Origin of the sequence: Paraburkholderia sp. JHI2823, from assembly GCF_038900695.1 — a bacterium.
Lineage (GTDB): Bacteria > Pseudomonadota > Gammaproteobacteria > Burkholderiales > Burkholderiaceae > Paraburkholderia > Paraburkholderia mimosarum.
Genome location: NZ_JAYMRY010000002.1, coordinates 355,523 through 371,759 on the forward strand (window position 1 = coordinate 355,523; position 16,237 = coordinate 371,759).

The 16,237-nt window shown below is 67.7% G+C and carries 17 protein-coding genes; 1 reads left to right on the plus strand and 16 read right to left on the minus strand.

The window, feature by feature from the left end; all coding sequences use genetic code 11:
• Window positions 1–165: 165 nt before the first annotated feature.
• The 6 genes from VSR34_RS04160 to VSR34_RS04185 form a co-directional block, all read right to left on the minus strand.
• Window positions 166–1,053: an ABC transporter permease subunit gene (locus VSR34_RS04160; RefSeq protein ID WP_342961920.1), complete on the minus strand. Its 888-nt coding sequence runs from the start codon at window positions 1,051–1,053 to the stop codon at window positions 166–168.
• Window positions 1,050–1,841: an ATP-binding cassette domain-containing protein gene (locus VSR34_RS04165; protein WP_028209279.1), complete on the minus strand. Its 792-nt coding sequence runs from the start codon at window positions 1,839–1,841 to the stop codon at window positions 1,050–1,052. The genes VSR34_RS04160 and VSR34_RS04165 overlap by 4 nt, the downstream gene beginning before the upstream one ends.
• A gap of 35 nt (window positions 1,842–1,876) precedes the next feature.
• Window positions 1,877–2,959, minus strand: a complete 1,083-nt coding sequence (tauA, locus tag VSR34_RS04170) for a taurine ABC transporter substrate-binding protein (RefSeq protein ID WP_342961921.1) — start codon at window positions 2,957–2,959, stop codon at window positions 1,877–1,879.
• A gap of 238 nt (window positions 2,960–3,197) precedes the next feature.
• Window positions 3,198–4,187: a lipoyl synthase gene (gene lipA, locus VSR34_RS04175; RefSeq protein ID WP_342961922.1), complete on the minus strand. Its 990-nt coding sequence runs from the start codon at window positions 4,185–4,187 to the stop codon at window positions 3,198–3,200.
• Window positions 4,188–4,200: 13 nt separating this feature from the next.
• Entirely contained in the window at window positions 4,201–5,067 is an 867-nt protein-coding gene (lipB, locus tag VSR34_RS04180; RefSeq protein WP_342961963.1) for a lipoyl(octanoyl) transferase LipB, read from the minus strand.
• A gap of 158 nt (window positions 5,068–5,225) precedes the next feature.
• The gene (locus VSR34_RS04185; protein ID WP_028209276.1) at window positions 5,226–5,552 is read right to left on the minus strand and encodes a DUF2917 domain-containing protein; all 327 of its coding nucleotides are present in this window, start codon (window positions 5,550–5,552) and stop codon (window positions 5,226–5,228) included.
• Window positions 5,553–5,653: 101 nt separating this feature from the next.
• Between VSR34_RS04185 and VSR34_RS04190 the strand changes: the two genes are divergently transcribed.
• Window positions 5,654–6,631, plus strand: a complete 978-nt coding sequence (locus VSR34_RS04190) for a transcriptional regulator GcvA (RefSeq protein WP_028229990.1) — start codon at window positions 5,654–5,656, stop codon at window positions 6,629–6,631.
• A gap of 79 nt (window positions 6,632–6,710) precedes the next feature.
• Here VSR34_RS04190 and VSR34_RS04195 read toward each other — a convergent pair whose 3' ends face one another.
• From VSR34_RS04195 to VSR34_RS04240, 10 genes are all read right to left on the minus strand, one after another.
• Window positions 6,711–7,001 (minus strand): DUF493 family protein, encoded by a 291-nt coding sequence (locus VSR34_RS04195; RefSeq protein ID WP_238327578.1) that lies wholly within the window; start codon window positions 6,999–7,001, stop codon window positions 6,711–6,713.
• On the minus strand, window positions 6,998–7,978 hold the full coding sequence (locus VSR34_RS04200; RefSeq protein ID WP_342961923.1) for a D-amino acid aminotransferase: 981 nt from the start codon (window positions 7,976–7,978) through the stop codon (window positions 6,998–7,000). Before VSR34_RS04200 ends, VSR34_RS04195 begins: the two co-directional genes overlap by 4 nt.
• The gene (locus tag VSR34_RS04205; protein WP_028229989.1) at window positions 7,975–9,192 is read right to left on the minus strand and encodes a D-alanyl-D-alanine carboxypeptidase family protein; all 1,218 of its coding nucleotides are present in this window, start codon (window positions 9,190–9,192) and stop codon (window positions 7,975–7,977) included. Before VSR34_RS04205 ends, VSR34_RS04200 begins: the two co-directional genes overlap by 4 nt.
• Before the next feature lie 292 nt (window positions 9,193–9,484).
• Window positions 9,485–10,126 carry an alpha/beta hydrolase gene (locus VSR34_RS04210; protein WP_342961924.1) on the minus strand — a complete coding sequence of 214 codons (642 nt, stop codon included), beginning with the start codon at window positions 10,124–10,126 and terminating at the stop codon, window positions 9,485–9,487.
• Window positions 10,127–10,163: 37 nt separating this feature from the next.
• Window positions 10,164–10,490: a ferredoxin gene (locus VSR34_RS04215; protein WP_028209271.1), complete on the minus strand. Its 327-nt coding sequence runs from the start codon at window positions 10,488–10,490 to the stop codon at window positions 10,164–10,166.
• Between the two features lie 197 nt (window positions 10,491–10,687).
• Window positions 10,688–12,070 (minus strand): VanZ family protein, encoded by a 1,383-nt coding sequence (locus VSR34_RS04220; protein WP_342961925.1) that lies wholly within the window; start codon window positions 12,068–12,070, stop codon window positions 10,688–10,690.
• 94 nt (window positions 12,071–12,164) lie between these two features.
• Window positions 12,165–12,863 carry an ABC-type transport auxiliary lipoprotein family protein gene (locus VSR34_RS04225; protein WP_342961926.1) on the minus strand — a complete coding sequence of 233 codons (699 nt, stop codon included), beginning with the start codon at window positions 12,861–12,863 and terminating at the stop codon, window positions 12,165–12,167.
• 26 nt (window positions 12,864–12,889) lie between these two features.
• Window positions 12,890–13,855 carry an MlaD family protein gene (locus VSR34_RS04230; RefSeq protein ID WP_028209268.1) on the minus strand — a complete coding sequence of 322 codons (966 nt, stop codon included), beginning with the start codon at window positions 13,853–13,855 and terminating at the stop codon, window positions 12,890–12,892.
• A 58-nt stretch (window positions 13,856–13,913) separates the two neighbouring features.
• On the minus strand, window positions 13,914–14,831 hold the full coding sequence (locus VSR34_RS04235) for an ATP-binding cassette domain-containing protein (protein ID WP_042288267.1): 918 nt from the start codon (window positions 14,829–14,831) through the stop codon (window positions 13,914–13,916).
• Complete coding sequence (locus tag VSR34_RS04240; RefSeq protein ID WP_028229984.1) at window positions 14,828–15,961, minus strand: ABC transporter permease; 1,134 nt, start codon at window positions 15,959–15,961, stop codon at window positions 14,828–14,830. Before VSR34_RS04240 ends, VSR34_RS04235 begins: the two co-directional genes overlap by 4 nt.
• Window positions 15,962–16,237 lie beyond the last annotated feature (276 nt).

Here is a 16,237-nt window from a genome sequence, read left to right on the forward strand (position 1 = left end):
CGGCCGGGGTTGGCCGCGCATATCTATTTGCAAGGTCGATGCCAGCGCGCGCCCGCAGGCGCGGCCTTGATTTATAAGGATTTTTTGTGGTCGCGCGCGGGCGATCTTATGGATTTCCGGAAATCCGCTCGGGGGGCGTATGGCTTTCCGTAAGGAACAGCGAGGTCAGCCGCGCCCCTTCCACGGCACGAGCCGCTTCTCGAGCGCGCGCATGCCCAGGTCGAAGCCCCAGGCGATCAGCCCGATCAGCACGATGCCCATGACCACGACGTCGGTGCGCAGGAAGCTCGACGCGTTGAGCACCATCTGCCCGAGGCCCGCCGTGGCGGCGACCATTTCGGCGGCCACGAGCGTGGTCCAGCCAAAGCCGATGGCGATGCGCAGGCCCGTGAGGATCTCCGGCAGCGCGGCGGGCAGCACGACGAAGCGCACGATCTGCGCGAAGCCGCCGCCGAGCGACGCCGCCGCGCGGATCTGCTCGACGCTCGCGCTCCTTGCGCCGGCGCGCGCCGCCATCGCAATGGGCGCAAAGCAGGCGAGCCAGATCACGACGATCTTGGCGGTCTCGTCGATGCCGAACCAGATCACCACGAGCGGCAGGTAGGCGAGCGGCGGTAGCGGCCGGTAGAACTCGAGCGGCGGATCGAGCAGGCCGCGCGCGATGCGCGACACACCCATCAGAATGCCGACGGGAACGGCCGTCACCACGGCGAGCAGGAACGCGCCGAACACGCGCAGCGCGCTCCAGAGCAGGTGCTCGGAGAGCGGCAGTCCGCCCTGAATGCGGCCATGCCAGGCGTCGGTGAAAGCTTGCCAGACGGCTTCGGGTGTCGGCAGGAAGAGCGGCGGCAGCCAGTGCAGATGCGTGGCGAGCCACCAGAGCAGCGCAAGCGCCGCGACCGAGGCCGCGCTCAGCGCCGCCGTCGGGCCTTCGCCCGGCATGCGCCAGACTGTCGAGCGCGGCGTTTGCGCGGCGCGCGCATCGTCGGTTCGGCGCGCCGCGTGTCGTCCCTCAGGCGCGACGTCTCTCAACGATTCCTGCGGCACACTCATGCTGCCTCCGTATCGGCGTGCAGCAAGTCCACCAGCCGCTCGCGCCACGCGATGAATTCCGGCGACGACTTCACGGCGCGCGCATCGCGCGTCGCGAGATACTGCCGCGCGAACGGCACTTCGTACTCGCGCTCGATGCGGCCCGGCCCCGGCGTCATGACGACGATGCGCGTCGCCAGAAAGAGCGCCTCCTCCACGCTGTGCGTGATGAAGAACACCGTCTTCTGCGTGCGCGCCCAGACGTCGAGCACGAGCGTCTGCACCTGCTCGCGCGTCATGGCGTCGAGCGCGCCCATCGGCTCGTCCATCAGCAGGATCTGGGGGTCGCTCGCTAGCGCGCGCGCAATGCCCACGCGCTGCTGCATGCCGCCCGAGAGCGCATACACGCGCTCGCGCGCCTGCGCCTCGAGACCCACGAGCGCAAGCTGCTCGCGCGCGATGCGCTCCCTTTCGGCCTTCGGCACGCGCCGAAAGCGCAAGCCAAGCGCGACGTTCTCCAGCACGTCGAGCCACGGCAGCAGCGCATGCTTCTGGAACACCACGCCGCGCTCCGCGCCCGGCCCCTGCACGCGCGCGCCGTTCACGCGCACCTCGCCCTGTGCGGGCTCGATAAAGCCCGCGATACAGTTGAGCAGCGTGGTCTTGCCGCAGCCCGAGGCGCCGAGCGCCACGACGAACTCGCCGCTCGCCACTTCGAGGTTCACGTCCGCGAGCGCCACGTTGGGCGCGGCGTCGCGGCGCGCGCCTTCGTAGACGACGGTGAGATCACGGATCGCGAGCGCGCTCATGCCAGCCCCCCTTTTCGTCAGTGCGGTCAGTGCGCTCAGTGTGCGGCGATGCGCTGCACGTACTGCGGATCGACGCCCACCGAGTAATCGGGCAGCACGTTCTGGATCGTGCCCTGCTGCTTGAGGAAGGTCGCCGTGGCGAGCAGCGACTGCGCCGCCCCCGATTGCGCGCCGCCGCCCAGCCATTGCTTCGAGGCCTGCTCGGCGGGCGTGGGGAACGCGTAGAGCGCGAGGCTCGCCGGGACTTCGCCGGCATTCGCTCCGGACTCCTTCGCGACGGCCTGCACCTGCGGCGAGGCGGCATTCCAGGCGGTGCGATGCGCGCTGTAATCGGCATCGGCAGCGGCGAGCACCTTCACGAACTTCGCGACGAAATCGCCGTTGTCTTTCGCGAAGCGTCGGTCGACCACGAAGCCGTCGAACGTCGCCTTGCCCGTGGCCTTCGCCACCTGGCCCGACGTGATGAGCACCTTGCCGTTCTTCTTGACCTGCGCGAGCACGGGATCCCAGATGTACGTGGCGTCGATGTTGCCGCGCTGCCAGGCGGCCGCGACTTCGGGCGGACGCAGATTGACGATCTTAACGTCGGCGGGATTCACGCCCGCGTTCTGCAGCGCGACGAGCGCGTGAAAGTGCGAGGTCGAGACGTACGGCACGCCGATCGTCTTGCCCTTGAGACCCGCGATGCTCGTGACGCCCGAGCCGTCGCGCGCGACGAGCGCTTCGGCGTCGTTGATGTTGTCGAGAATCCAGAAGAGCGAAAGGTCCACGCCTTGCGAGAGCCCCGCCGCGATCGGGCTCGAGCCGGCCTCGCCGAGCTGCACGGAACCCGAGGCGAGTGCGCGGATCACGTCGGCGCCGCTAGCGAGCTTGCGGTAGGTGACCTTGTATCCCGTCTCCTTCTCGACTTCGCCCGTTGCCTGCGCGTAGCGCCACGGCACCACCATGTCCTGATACGCAATCACGACCTCGTGCGTTTGCGCGTGCGCGCCCGGCGCGCCGAACGCGGCGGCGAAGCAGGCGGCGGCGAGCGCAAAAGCGAGCAAACGGGGACGGTGCTTGAGTGCATCGCCGCCAAAGGCGGCGGAACGCGGCGAGGTGGGAACGCGAAGGTTCATCGAGAGACTCCGGCGGAACGACGTTCGAGTGAAGGAAGGTTCCGACTATAGGGAGTCTCGCGGCGCGCGGTTCTAATTTATCCGCGTTAGCTAATGACGCCGCTGGAGCATTGCTTTTCGTGCGGGAGTGGATCGTGCGATCGATACGTGGGCCCTGCTATCCGGGTGCCAGCGCACAAACGAAAAAGCCCGCTTTTCAGCGGGCTCCTCGTTGCATGCGTGCAAGAACGCTGGTGGCTTAAACCACCCCCGCCCCATGCGCCTGCACATCGGCGTGATAGCTCGAACGCACCATCGCGCCGACGGCCGCGTGCGTGAAGCCCATCTTGTACGCCTCTTCCTCGTACATCTTGAACGTGTCGGGATGCACGTACGCACGCACCGGCAGGTGGTGCTCCGAAGGCTGGAGGTACTGGCCGATCGTCAGCATGTCGACGTCGTGCGCGCGCAGGTCGCGCATCACCTGAAGAATTTCCTCTTCGGTTTCGCCGAGGCCCACCATCAGGCCCGACTTCGTCGCGACTTCGGGATGCAGCGCCTTGAAGTCCTTGAGCAGCTTGAGCGAGTGCGCGTAGTCCGAACCCGGGCGCGCTTCCTTGTAGAGACGCGGCACCGTTTCGAGGTTGTGGTTCATCACGTCGGGCGGCGCCGCGTTGAGGATCTCCAGCGCGCGGTCGAGTCGGCCGCGGAAGTCGGGCGTGAGAATCTCGATACGCGTTTGCGGCGACTGCTCGCGCACCTGGCGGATGCACTCCACGAAGTGACCGGCGCCGCCGTCACGCAGGTCGTCGCGGTCCACGCTCGTGATCACGACGTACTTGAGCTGGAGCGCGCCGATGGTGCGCGCGAGGTTGGCCGGTTCGTCGGCGTCGAGCGGATCGGGGCGGCCGTGGCCGACGTCGCAGAACGGGCAGCGGCGCGTGCACTTGTCGCCCATGATCATGAACGTCGCGGTGCCCTTGCCGAAGCACTCGCCGATGTTCGGGCAGCTCGCTTCCTCGCACACGGTGTGCAGGTTGTGCTCGCGCAGGATGTTCTTGATTTCGTAGAAGCGCGAGTTGCCCGTGGCCGCCTTCACGCGGATCCACTCGGGCTTCTTGAGCTTCTCGATGGGAACGACCTTGATGGGAATGCGCGAGGTCTTGGCCTGCGCCTTCTGCTTTGCGGTGGCGTCGTAGGGAACGGCGTCGGCGTTGGTGCCAGCGGGGTTCGCAGTGATGTCAGTCATGCTTTCGATCCAGTCAGGCCGCCGGTGCAACGCCAGCCTGCGGTTGCGGCGGTTCCCCGCCGGAGACGGCCGATACGGCCGGTTGCATCGCGGCCGCGCAAGCGGCCGCTTCGTTTTCAGCCGCACCTGCGTCGGGGGTCGCCCCGCCCGCTCCGTCTGAAGGGTTTGCGGCAGCCGCTTCGGCTACCAAACGAATTGTTGCTGCGTGCGCCGCGAGATTCGCTTCCAGCCGCGCCGCCAGCGTCGCGGCCACCTCGCGCCAGCTCGCCGCTACACCGAGCGCGGCCATGTCGACGGTTTCGAGACCGGCATATCCGCACGGATTGATCGCGAGAAATGGGCTCAGATCCATCGACACGTTCAGGCTCACGCCGTGATAGCTGCAGCCGTTGCGAATCTTCAGCCCGAGGGCGGCGACTTTCGCGCCTGTGTGCGCGGCGCTCGCGCCGCTGGCGTCTTGCGGCACGTAAATGCCGGGCGCGCCGGCCTTGCGCTCGCCCGCGAGATTATACGCCGCCAGGGTTTCGATCACGGCGTCCTCGATGAGCGTGACGAGCTCGCGCACCATGAGCTTGCGGCGCCGAAGATCGAGCAGCAGGTAAGCCACCACCTGGCCCGGCCCGTGATACGTGATCTGGCCCCCGCGATCGATCTGCACGAGCGGAATGCCGCTGTTGGCCACGAGCAGGTGCTCGGGCTTGCCTGCCTGACCCAAGGTGAAGACGGGCGGATGCTCGACGAGCCAGATTTCGTCGGGCGTTCCGGCGTCACGGGCGGCCGTGAACTCGCGCATGGCGTCGAAGCTCGCTTGATAAGCCTCGTTGCCGCGCCAGCGCACGACGATGGGGGAAAGTGGCGTTTGAGGAGCAGCCGCGGGCATGCCGGGGTCGGAAGGACTTTGCGAGGGTGAAACTAGCGTGGCGCACATGATCTCGCGAGTTTACCGAATTCGGGACAAGCGCGCCGGGCATGCTGCGGATAACGGCGGCGGCGGGTTGCCTTCCCGCCGCCGCGATTTTGAAACGGTCCGCTACGTCCTCAAACGGTGCGCCAGCCGTCGCCGATATGAACGCCCGCGCGTTGTGCGGCGCGCGCTGCCCAATCGACCAGGCGCTCGCTCACACGCGCAGGCGCGGCGAACGCAACCCACGCGGGGGCGTTGCCTTCCGCGCCGATCCACAGCCGCTCGCCGCGCCGCAGCCGCAGCGTATGGCCGGGCTCGAGCCAGTAATCGGCGGTGTCGTCGCTGCGCGTGACCCATACGGTGCCGCACCGCACGGTCAGACGCGTGCTGCGCGTCACGCGCACCGAAGCCATGTGATCAGCCGCCACTTCAAACGTGATATCCGAAGAAATCTCTCTCATTTTCGCCTCCGAACGACCTGCTCTCATGGCTACAATCGTAGATACCATAAGGGCTAGAGCCAAACGATCAATTTTCACGGCTATGTGAGAAAAAATACGATATGGATCTGCGCCAGTTACCTGCGCTCAATGCGCTCAAGGCCTTCGAAGCCGCCGCCCGCCACGAAAGCTTCTCGCGTGCCGCCGACGAACTCTTCGTCACGCACGGCGCCGTGAGTCACCAGATCCGCGCGCTCGAAGCCGAACTGGGCGTGGCGCTCTTCGCGCGCGACGGCAAGCGCGTGCGCGTGACCGACATCGGCCGCCGCTACGCGGGCCAGGTGCGCGATGCGCTGAGCCAGCTCGCGCACGCCACCCAGGAGATCCGCGCCGGCGACCGCGACCGGCGGCTCGTCGTTTCGATGCTGTCGTCGTTCGCCGCGCGCTGGGTCACGCCGCGCATCGGCCGTTTCATCGAAGCGCATCCGCAGTGGGACGTCGAGCTGCAATCGACGAATTCGCTCACCGACTTCGCGCGCGACGACGTCGATGTGGCCATCCGCTTCGGCTACGGCCACTATCCGGGGCTGCACGCCGAACTGCTGCTCGACGAGATCTTCTTTCCCGCCTGCTCGCCCGATTTCAACGGCGGCAAGCTGCCCGTCGACCCGCACGAACTGGCGAGCCTGCCGCTCCTGCGCTCCGACGACGAACTCTGGCGACCGTGGTTCGACGCGGCGGGCCTCGCGGATCTGCCCGAACCGAAGCGCGGCGTGCTCTACCAGGACTCGTCGAACCTGCTCCAGGCGGCCATGGACGGCCAGGGCATCGCGCTGGTGCGCCGCTCGCTGGCCATGCACGAGATCACGCTCGGGCGCCTCGTGCGCCTCTTCAAGGACATCGACGGCCCGAGCCCGTGGCGCTACTACTTCATCTGCCCGCCGCAGCGCATGCAGACCGAGCGCGTGCAAGCCTTCCGCGACTGGGTGTTCGACGAGGTCGCACGCTTTCGGCGGCTCTACGAGGACGCCTGCGAGGCGGGCCCGCTCATCACGGCCGCCGCGGCGGCGCAACGCGCGCGCGCGGGCGACGTGCCCTGAAAACCGCAGACGTGGACGTGACAAGGGCCGCTCATGGCGGCCCTTGACGTTTGAATCGCAGCCAGCGAAGCGCGGCCGCTTACAGCACGATCTTCACCATCGGATGCCCGGTGAGCGCGCGATAGATGTCGTCGAGATGCGCCTGGCTCGTCGCGCGCACCGTCACGGTAAGGCCCGTGTAGTTGCCGCCGCTCGACGGGCGCGACTCGATCGTCGTCGCGTCGAAGGCGCCGTCGAACTCGCGCAGCACGGTCACGATGGTGTCCTGGAATTCCGGATGCGTCTTGCCCATCACCTTGATGGGAAAGTCGCACGGAAATTCGATCAGCGATTCTTTCGCCTCGGGGTTGCCTGTCTGGGCCATATTCATTTCTCCACTTCCTGTAGCTCGGCGGCGGTTGTGTGCGGCGCCTGTGCCTGTAACTGCGACTGCGCTTCGCGTTGCTTCTCGCGCTGGTATGCCGCATAGAGCGCGGCGTAGACCGGGCCCGGCTTGCCGTCGCCTACGGGCTTGCCGTCGAGCGAGACGACCGCCAGCACTTCCTTCGTCGCGGACGTCAAGAGAATCTCGTCCGCTTCGCGCAGTTCGGCCTCGGCGACCTCACGCGCTTCGAAGCGCACGCCGCATGCTTCGGCCAGCTCCTCGATCAGGCCGTAGCGGATGCCTTCGAGAATGCGGTTGCTGCGCGGCGGCGCGAAGAGCACGCCGTCCTTCACGACCCACACGTTCGACGAAGACGCCTCGGTCAGCCAGCCGTCGCGCAGCTGGATCGTCTCGAACGCATCGTTTTCCGCCGCGTGCTGCGCCATCAGCACGTTGCCGAGCAGCGAGGTCGACTTGATGTCGCAGTTGAGCCAGCGCTTGTCCTCAGCGGTGACGCAGCGCACGCCGCGCTCGCGCTGCGCGTTCGCGGGCAGCTTGAGCGGGTTGACCATCGCGAACACGGTGGGCGTGGCCGCCGCCGGGAACGCATGGGCGCGCGGCGCGACGCCGCGCGTGACCTGCATGTAGACGTTGGCGTGCCCATCGCGCGCAAGCGCGCCCGCCGCTTCGTTCGCCTCGATGAGACGCGCGATCAGCGCGCGCCAGCCCGCTTCGTCGAACGGATTCGCCATGCCGACTTTCTCGAGCGAGCGCGCGAGCCGCGCCAGATGCTGCCCGATGCGAAACGGCACGCGCACGCCGCCTTCGCCCTCGCCTTCGCCAACGGCGAGCACATAAACGGGCACGACCTCGTAGATGCCGTCCCCGAAGAGGAAGCCGCGATCGAGCACGGGAATCCGCGCTTCGGACAGCGGCGTGAGCTCGCCGTTGAGCCAGACGAGCGGCTCGGCAATGCCGGTCATCCCTTCTTCTTGTTGACCATGAGCATCAACGAATCCCACACGCGGCCGACGATGCCGGCCTGCGGCACCGCTTCGAGCGCGACGAGCGGAATCTGCGCGAGGACCTTGCCGTCCGCGCCGACGAACTTCGCGGTGCCGACCTGCTGACCGACCGTGAGCGGCGCGATCAGCGGGCTGTTGAGTTCGACCTGCGGCTTCGCCTTGTCGGCGGCGCCCTTGGGCAGGGTCACGAACTGGTCCTTCTGCACGCCGACCTTCACGGCGCCGAGCGTGCCCTTGTAGACGCGCGGCGTGGCCACGGCCTGGTTCGCCTGATAGATGCGCGTCGTGTCGTACGCGCTATAGCCGTAGTTCAGCATCTTCATGCTGTCCTGAACGCGGTCGTGCTCCTTCTGCTCGCCCATCATCACGGAGACGAGACGGCGGTCGCTGCCGCCCATCATCGGACGCTTGGCCGATGCGATCAGGCAGTAACCCGCCGCCTGGGTGTGGCCGGTCTTGAGACCGTCGACGGTCGGGTCGATCCACAGCAGGCGGTTGCGGTTCGGCTGCTTGATGTTGTTGTACTTGAATTCCTTGACCGAGAAGATGCCGTAGTACTCGGGAAAGTCGCGGATCAGGCGCGCGGAGAGCGTGGCGAGGTCGCCGGCCGTCGTGTAGTGCTGCGGGTCGGGCATGCCGTTCACGTCGGCGAAGTGCGTGTGCGCCATGCCGAGCTTCTGCGCCTCGGCGTTCATCAACGTGACGAAGTTCGACTCGCTGCCGCCCACGAGTTCGGCGAGCGCGATGGCGGCGTCGTTGCCCGACTGCACGATCATGCCGTACACGAGGTCATGCACCGACACCGGCTTGTTCGCTTCGATGAACATGCGCGATTCGGCGTTTGTCACGCGGCGTACGGCTTCGCTCGGCGTGACGATCTGATCCATCGTGATCTTTTTCGTCTGCAGCGCCTCGAACACGAGGTACGCGGTCATGAGCTTCGTGAGCGACGCGGGCTCGACGCGCTCATCGGCGTTGCCGGCGGCGAGCACCTGGTTCGCGGTGGCGTCGACGAGCACCCACGAACGCGCGTTCACCGCGGGCGGCGGCACCTGCGCGAACGCGCTCGCGCTGGCGAGCAGCGTGGCGGGCAGGAGCGCTGCGAGCGTGGCGTTGCGGACGAGGGAAGGGGAAACGAAAGAAGACGGCTGGCCGGAGGAGAGAAAACGCATAGGTTCAGGTCGGGCTGAATGGGGACGGGATGAACGTAGCGCGCCATGCGGCGCACGGTCGGTGAAAGCCGGAAAGCTCGTGCCGCGCGGCGCGGATGGCGCGCCGCAGCAAGCACAAAATTGGCGAACATTATACGCGTCGCTTCGTGGCGAATTTTCGCGATGTCACACGTTTGCGCGTACCTGTCGTGCATTTTTCACGCATTTCGCCGGCATACGGGCGATGACGAACCGCTTGCATTGCGACCCTGAATTGCGTGATCCGGCGTGATTTCGGGGCGAGGAGCAGGCCTCAGCGCCAGGCGTCCACGATGATGCGCTTGAGAATGTGCAGCTTGCGATGCAGGAAATGCTCTGCCCCCGGAATGACGACGATGGGCAGCTCCTGCGGACGCGCCCATTCGTATACCGAGAGAATCGGCACGGTCTCGTCGAGTTCGCCGTGAATCACGAGCGTGTCCTCGCGCACGGGCGCGACTTCCCAGCGGCTCGCCGCGGTGCCGACGAACACCATGCGCTCGATCGCGCCGCCCGTTTCGAGGTAGCGCTTCGCGACGTGCGAGAGCACGAAGGTGCCGAACGAAAAGCCGGCAAGCACGAGCGGCGCGTGCGCCTGGCCCGCCTGTTCCGCTTGCGCGCGCATGTACGCGATCAGCGCGAGCAGGTCGTCCTGTTCGCCGATGCCGTTGTCGTGCGTGCCCGCCGTTTCGCCGACACCGCGAAAGTTGGAACGGTAGGTCGTGTAGCCGAGCTGCACGAGCGTGCGCGCGAGCGTTTGTGCGACCTTGTTGTCCATCGTGCCGCCAAAGAGCGGGTGCGGATGCGCGACGAGCGCGATGCCGCGCGGCGTCGTGCCGGCCTCGGGCACGTCGAGCGCGCATTCGATCTTGCCGACGGGACCGTCGATCTGGAATTTTTGTGTCGGGGCGTTCATCGTTCGGCAGTCCTTGCGGGTCGTGCTTTCAGGGGCATCAGCGGTCGATTTTCAGGCGCTCGACCACCTGGCCGTTCTGCAGATGCGAGACCACGATTTCGTCGATGTCGCTCTCGTCGACGTAGGTGTACCACGTGCCTTCCGGATACACGACGACGGTCGGGCCTTCCTCGCAGCGGTCGAGGCAGCCCGCCTTGTTGATGCGCACCTGGCCCGGCCCGGCGAGGCCGAGCTGCTTCACGCGCTTTTTCGCGTATTCCTGCATGGCCTGCGCGTTGCAGTTCGCGCAGCTCGGGCGGTCCGCGCCGGGCTCGCGCTGGTTCAGGCAGAAAAAGACGTGGTACTTGTAGAACGAATCGGTCATGACATGGGGTACCGGTGAGTGTCGTGCAGCGAAGGCCGGCTCCCTGAAAGTGAGCGGCCGCCCTGAGACAGTGCGTTGGCATGGCGATGGCCGCGAGCGCGGCTGCGCGGCGATGCGCTCGATTATAACGAGCGCGGCCGGAATGCTCCGGCACGCCCAGGCCGGCGTCGCGCGCGCCGATGGGGGCTAACGGGAACTCATGCGCCCTTGCGGGCGCCCTTCGCGGCCTTGCGCGCGCGCCGGATGAGCCACGCGCGTTCGAGCGAGAACGCGGTCCATGCGAGCGCGGCCCAGGGCCAGGTCCATGCCAGCCAGCGCGCGAGCCCGTTGAAGTGCAGATAGCGGCCCTGACGCCAGTCCGCGAGCACGACATCGAAATACGGGTTCACGGGCAATACGTTCACGAGGACGAGGGCGACGGCGAGCGCGAACGTCGCTGCCGCGGCGCGCGCGGCGCGCGGCAGGCGCAAGCCGAGGACCGCGAGCAGCGTCCCGCACACGAGGCCGGCGAGCGCCCCTGGCGTCGCCCAGTCGAAGATGAGCCCGCTTTGCGATTGCAGGAAGGTAGCGCCGACCTTGACGATGAGCGTGGCCGCAATGAGCACCATCACGAGTCGCGCGCGCGGCGCCCGCGAACGCATGGGCAGCGTGGCGAACGCCGCCGCGCCGAAGAGGTTGAGCGTCGCGACGATCGCCTCCCAGCCGCTGTCGGGCAAACATGCCGCGAGCATGTCGGGCAGCGAGCGCAGATGCCAGGCGGCCGGCGTCCACGCGAGCACGGCGTCCTGCATCGAGCCGTCGAGGCGCTGCCACAGCGCGCGCGGCCACTCCCCGAGGCCGAACAGGCGAGGCGTGGGGTACATCGTCGCGAACGGCCAGAGCGCCGCCAGCACCATCAGCACGGGCGCATCGCGCTCGAACCAGCGAAAGCGCAGCCGGCGCAGAAAGCCGCGCTCGAGCAGCGCGCCGGTGGCGGGCGCCGCGACGAGCGCGCCCGCCAGCGCCCCGAGCGCGTTGGAGGCGAGATCGAGGTTGGACGCGACGCGCGTGGGCAGCCAGGTCTGCACGGCCTCCATCACGCCCGAGAGCAGCGTGCCCGCAACGGCGGCGAGCAGCACCGCGAGAAGCCCGCGCCAGCGCGGCCAAGCGGCAAGCACGACGAGCGCGCCGAACGGCATGTACCCAAGCACGTTGGTGACGACGTCGAATACGGTCCAATAGCGCGGCCAGGGATCGCCGAGGTAGGCGAAGGGACCGAGGCCGAGCGAGCGCCACCCGGAGAACGGATACCACGAGCCGTAGACGATCAGCGCCGCGTAAAGCGCAAGCGCCTGGCGCGCGAGCGTCGAGCCCTGGCTCGCGATTGGCTCACGGGCAGCGCCCGGCGGAATCGACGATGGGAAACCCGCTGGCGTGGCGGCATGCGCAGCGTCCGGTGCGCGCGAGCCGCCGCTCGAGGTCGAGCCGTGCCTTTCGCCCGCGCTGCGCTCACCGCCGCCGTTTTTGCCACCCTCGTCGCCGCCCATCCCGTGCCGTCCGCCGTGCGGTGCGTGCAACCTCAGCCGTCCCGCTTCGATCATGCCGCTATCCCACCGCCTTGCCCGCCGTTGCCCCCGCCGTTGCCCTCCGTTGCCGCGCCGCGCGCCGTCCTTGCGCGGCGCAGGTGTGCCGCCATCAAGGCGTGCCCGCGAACGACTGCGCGCTCAACCACGCGCCCAGCTGGTTCGCGAAATCGTCGCTGGCCGTCTGCAGCGCGCGCACGCCGCCGGCTGCGTCCGGTGTGCTCGCCGGGGCGCGCGTGACGAACGAGCGCTGCGCCAGCACCTTGCCGCCCTGCAGAAGCGTCGCGCGGGCGGACAGGACGCCCGAGCTTTCGGTCGGGCTCTCGAACACCTGCTCGAACTCATAAAGCTCGACCTTGAGCAGCGGCGCCTGCACGGCGTCGGAGCCCGAAAGCACCGTTGCCTGCGCGCCTAGCGAGGTGCGCAGACGCTCCGTGAGCAGCCGCGCGGGCGACATCGTCCAACGGCTGTTCGCGTAGCGCGCCATGCGCTGCGAGTCGAAGTTCATCCGGTAGAGGATGCCGTCGTTGTCGAGCGGCGGCGGCGCAATCACACCCAGCACCTTCAGCGGCGGCTTCGCGCCCGAAGCGGCGAGGGCGGCGGGGGCAGCGGGCACGCCCTGCGCCGCCTGCTCACGCTGCGCCGACTGCAGACCGAGGTCGTAGCGAATGTCGGCGACCGTGCCCGCGTTGCCCGCGCAGCCGGCGAGGAACGCGCCGAGCGCTAGCGCTCCCAGCGCGGCCTGAAGCCTGGCGCGGCCGCTCGGGGCGGCGCGTTGCGTCGATGGTGGCAGGCGTGATGTCCGTGGCATTGCGGTTCCTTCTTTTTGCTGATGACCTACTTCGCCGCAGAGGTGGCAGGCCAGGTGAAGCCGGGTTCGCCGGGCCCCGGCATGGGCTGCGCCGCGCCGCCGAACAGCACGCTGCGCGGGTTCGTGCTGAACGTGTCTGCCGCGCGGTCCACGGAGCGCATGGCCGAGCGCACGTCTTCGGTCAGCGAATCGACGCGCGGCAGTGTGTCGTAACCCACGCGCGCCGAAAGATTCCCGATCGAGGCGTCGATCGAGGTGAGCGCCGCACCGGCCTGGGCCGCCGCGGTGCCGGCCTTGTTCAGGTTGGTCTGGAACGGCCCGTCCGGGCGGTTCATGCTCGTCACGAGCGCGTTGGTCGAGTGCAGCGTGCGCTGCAGCTCGGTCACCGCGCCCGGCAGCTGCTTCGTGGTGGGCTCGAGCTGCTGGGCAAGCCCGTTCACGCTGCTCGCGGCCTGCTGCAGGCTGTTGACGGCCGCCATCACCTGTTTGCGGTTGTCTTCGGACAGCATCGCGTCGATGTCGCCGGCAATGCGGTCGAGCTTGCGCAGGAGCGCGTCGCCGCGGCGCTGGAGCTGGTCGAGCAGGCCCGGGCGCAGCGGGAGTTCCGCCACGTGCGCCTCCGAGGAAATCAGCGGCGAGAGGTCGAGGCCGTTGTCGTCGAGCTGCACGAAGGCAATGCCCGTCACGCCCTGCAGCTGGAGCGTGCCGAAGGTGGAGCGCGTCATCGGCGCCCTCTTGTCGACGAGGATGCGAATGCGGATCGTGCCGGGCCGCTTCGCATCGAATTTGATCGACTGCACCTTGCCCACGTCGATGCCGCGATAGCGCACCGCCGCGTCCGGCGACAGCCCCGTCACGCTCGAACGCGAAATCAGGTCGTACGGCACGCGCACCGCACGGTCGGCGCTGAAGAACACGACGGTCAGCCCCACCACGATCAGCAAGCCTATCGTGAACATGCCCGCCCAGAACGCATGCGGTTTGTTTTCCATCGTCAGATTCCTTCGTTGGCGGCCGTGGCGCGCCGCCAGGGGTTGGCGTAAGCGGGCCCTAGCACGGCTTGATTCCCACGGCGGCCGGGGCTAGCGCCGCCGGCGGCAGGTTCGCGCGCCGCTCGGGCGGCAGCGCCTGGAGCGCACGCCGCCCGCGCATGCCCAGAAAATATTCGCGGATGAACGGATGATCGACGCACGCCGCCTCCTCCACGGGCGCCGCCACGAGCACCTTGCGCTCGGCGAGCACGGCCACGCGCGTGGAGAGCGCGACCATGGCGTCGAGGTCGTGCGTGACCAGCACGACGGTGAGTCCGAGCGCGCGGTGCAGCGTGCTGATGAGTTCCACCACTTCGTCGGAGGAGCGCGGGTCGAGGCCGGCCGTCGGCTCGTCGAGAAAGAGCAGCTCCGGCTCCAGCACGATCGCGCGAGCGAGGCCCACACGCTTGATCATGCCGCCCGAGAGCGCGGCGGGCATCTTCGAAGCGTGCTTGCACGGCAGCCCGACCATTTCGAGCTTGAGCATCACGATGTCGCGCATCAGGCCGGCCGGCACCTTGCCGAGCTCGCGCACCGGCTGCGCGATGTTGTCGAACACGGTGAGCGACGAGAACAGCGCGCCTTGCTGGAACAGCATGCCGGTGCGCGTGCGCATGAGGCGCGCGCGCTCGGCGTCGATGGTCGTGATGTTCTCGCCGAACATCTTGATGGTGCCCGAGGTCGGCTTCTCGAGCCCGAGGATCTGGCGCACGAGCGTGGTCTTGCCCGAGCCCGAGCCGCCCACCAGCGTGACGATCTCGCCGCGCCGGACCTCGAGGTTCAGATGCTGGTGGATGATGTTGCGCCCATAGCGCTTCGTGAGGTCTTGCACCTCGATCACCGGCTCGCCGATCGCGGGCAGCGGCAGGTCCTGCACGACCTCCCGCAGCGGCGTGGTGAGCGTGCCGGTCGTCTTCGTCGCGGTAATCGTGCTCATGACAGCCCCACGTTCTGGAACAGAATCGCGAACACGGCGTCGGCGAGGATCACGATCGTGATCGACGTGACGACCGAGGTGGTCGTGCCTTCGCCCAGGCTCTGCGAGTTCGCCTTGATGCGAAAGCCGAAGTGACAGCCCACGATCGCCACCAGCATGCCGAACGCCACGCCCTTGCCGAGGCCAATCCAGAGGTTGGCGATCGGCACGACGCTGGGCAGCGAGCGGAAGAACCACGAAATGTCGATGCCCAGCACGATCTTCGCCGCGATTGCGCCGCCTAGCAACGCAATGATGTCGGTCCACATCACGAGCAGCGGCATGGCGACGCCGAGCGCGATCACGCGCGGCAGGATGAGGCGCAGGCCGTGCGAGATGCCCATCACGCGCATGGCGTCGAGTTCCTCGGTCACGCGCATCACGCCGATCTGCGCGGTGATGGCCGAACCCGAGCGCCCCGCCACGAGAATCGCCGAAAGCACGGGCCCCAGTTCGCGAATCACGGCAAGACCCAGGATGTTGACGATGAACTGGTTCGCGCCGAACAGCATCAACTGCTGCGCGGAGAGATACGACAGCACGACACCGATCAGGAACGCAACGAGCGCCGTGATGGGCAGCGCGCGCGCGCCGGCGTTGTAAACGTTCGCGGAAATCTCGATCCAGGGCGTGAGCTTCGGGCGGCGCAGCACGAGCAGCAGATCGAGAATCACGCGCCCGAACATGGCGATGCCGCCGTACAGGTGGTCGAGGAACGAGAAGATCCCGAGGCCGAGCTGCGTGACCGGATCGACGCGCACGATGCGCTCGACAGGCTCGCGCACGGAATCGAGCAGCGCGATGCGCTCGAAGATGTCGCGCTGCGTTTGCGTGAGATCGACGAGGTCGACGGGCAGCTTGTGGCCCCAGATGTTCCAGAGCGCCTGGCCACCGACGTGGTCCATTCGCTCCACGCGCGAGAGATCCCATTCGCCGACGTGCTCGTCCGCGAGCGCGCGAAGACGCACCGCCGCGCCGCCGTGATCGCGGTCGCGCGCGAGCGCGAGCGCCGTCCACTGGCCGGACAGGCGCACGGTCTTTCCGCGGGTGCCGGCGGAGACTTCGAGGCCGGGCGGCGTGTCTTGATTCAAGGGCGAGGACTCGACGAACGGGTGAGCAAACATTGTAGCGAACGCGCCCCGTTTCGTCGGTCCGGGCGCGCACGCCAACAGAGGGAATGACGGCCGAACTGTGGGTAACGTTCTGGATAACTTGTGGATTGCCTGTGGGTGAGCTGTGAATTGCCTGCAAATTAATCAATTTGCGCGGAAATCGGCTGCGAGAGCAGGCCGCCGAGCCTGTGGATGATTTCGTGGATAAGCTGTGGGCGGCCTGTGGGTTTGTTGTGGACGAGCGACGAGCCGCAC

Excerpts from the sequence above, each read along its gene's own strand:
- VSR34_RS04160 (WP_342961920.1), bottom strand. The coding sequence starts at position 1,053 with ATGAGTGTGCCGCAGGAATCGTTGAGAGACGTCGCGCCTGAGGGACGA.
- VSR34_RS04165 (WP_028209279.1), bottom strand. The coding sequence starts at position 1,841 with ATGAGCGCGCTCGCGATCCGTGATCTCACCGTCGTCTACGAAGGCGCG.
- tauA (WP_342961921.1), bottom strand. The coding sequence starts at position 2,959 with ATGAACCTTCGCGTTCCCACCTCGCCGCGTTCCGCCGCCTTTGGCGGC.
- lipA (WP_342961922.1), bottom strand. The coding sequence starts at position 4,187 with ATGACTGACATCACTGCGAACCCCGCTGGCACCAACGCCGACGCCGTT.
- lipB (WP_342961963.1), bottom strand. The coding sequence starts at position 5,067 with ATGCCCGCGGCTGCTCCTCAAACGCCACTTTCCCCCATCGTCGTGCGC.
- VSR34_RS04185 (WP_028209276.1), bottom strand. The coding sequence starts at position 5,552 with ATGAGAGAGATTTCTTCGGATATCACGTTTGAAGTGGCGGCTGATCAC.
- VSR34_RS04190 (WP_028229990.1), top strand. The coding sequence starts at position 5,654 with ATGGATCTGCGCCAGTTACCTGCGCTCAATGCGCTCAAGGCCTTCGAA.
- VSR34_RS04195 (WP_238327578.1), bottom strand. The coding sequence starts at position 7,001 with ATGAATATGGCCCAGACAGGCAACCCCGAGGCGAAAGAATCGCTGATC.
- VSR34_RS04200 (WP_342961923.1), bottom strand. The coding sequence starts at position 7,978 with ATGACCGGCATTGCCGAGCCGCTCGTCTGGCTCAACGGCGAGCTCACG.
- VSR34_RS04205 (WP_028229989.1), bottom strand. The coding sequence starts at position 9,192 with ATGCGTTTTCTCTCCTCCGGCCAGCCGTCTTCTTTCGTTTCCCCTTCC.
- VSR34_RS04210 (WP_342961924.1), bottom strand. The coding sequence starts at position 10,126 with ATGAACGCCCCGACACAAAAATTCCAGATCGACGGTCCCGTCGGCAAG.
- VSR34_RS04215 (WP_028209271.1), bottom strand. The coding sequence starts at position 10,490 with ATGACCGATTCGTTCTACAAGTACCACGTCTTTTTCTGCCTGAACCAG.
- VSR34_RS04220 (WP_342961925.1), bottom strand. The coding sequence starts at position 12,070 with ATGATCGAAGCGGGACGGCTGAGGTTGCACGCACCGCACGGCGGACGG.
- VSR34_RS04225 (WP_342961926.1), bottom strand. The coding sequence starts at position 12,863 with ATGCCACGGACATCACGCCTGCCACCATCGACGCAACGCGCCGCCCCG.
- VSR34_RS04230 (WP_028209268.1), bottom strand. The coding sequence starts at position 13,855 with ATGGAAAACAAACCGCATGCGTTCTGGGCGGGCATGTTCACGATAGGC.
- VSR34_RS04235 (WP_042288267.1), bottom strand. The coding sequence starts at position 14,831 with ATGAGCACGATTACCGCGACGAAGACGACCGGCACGCTCACCACGCCG.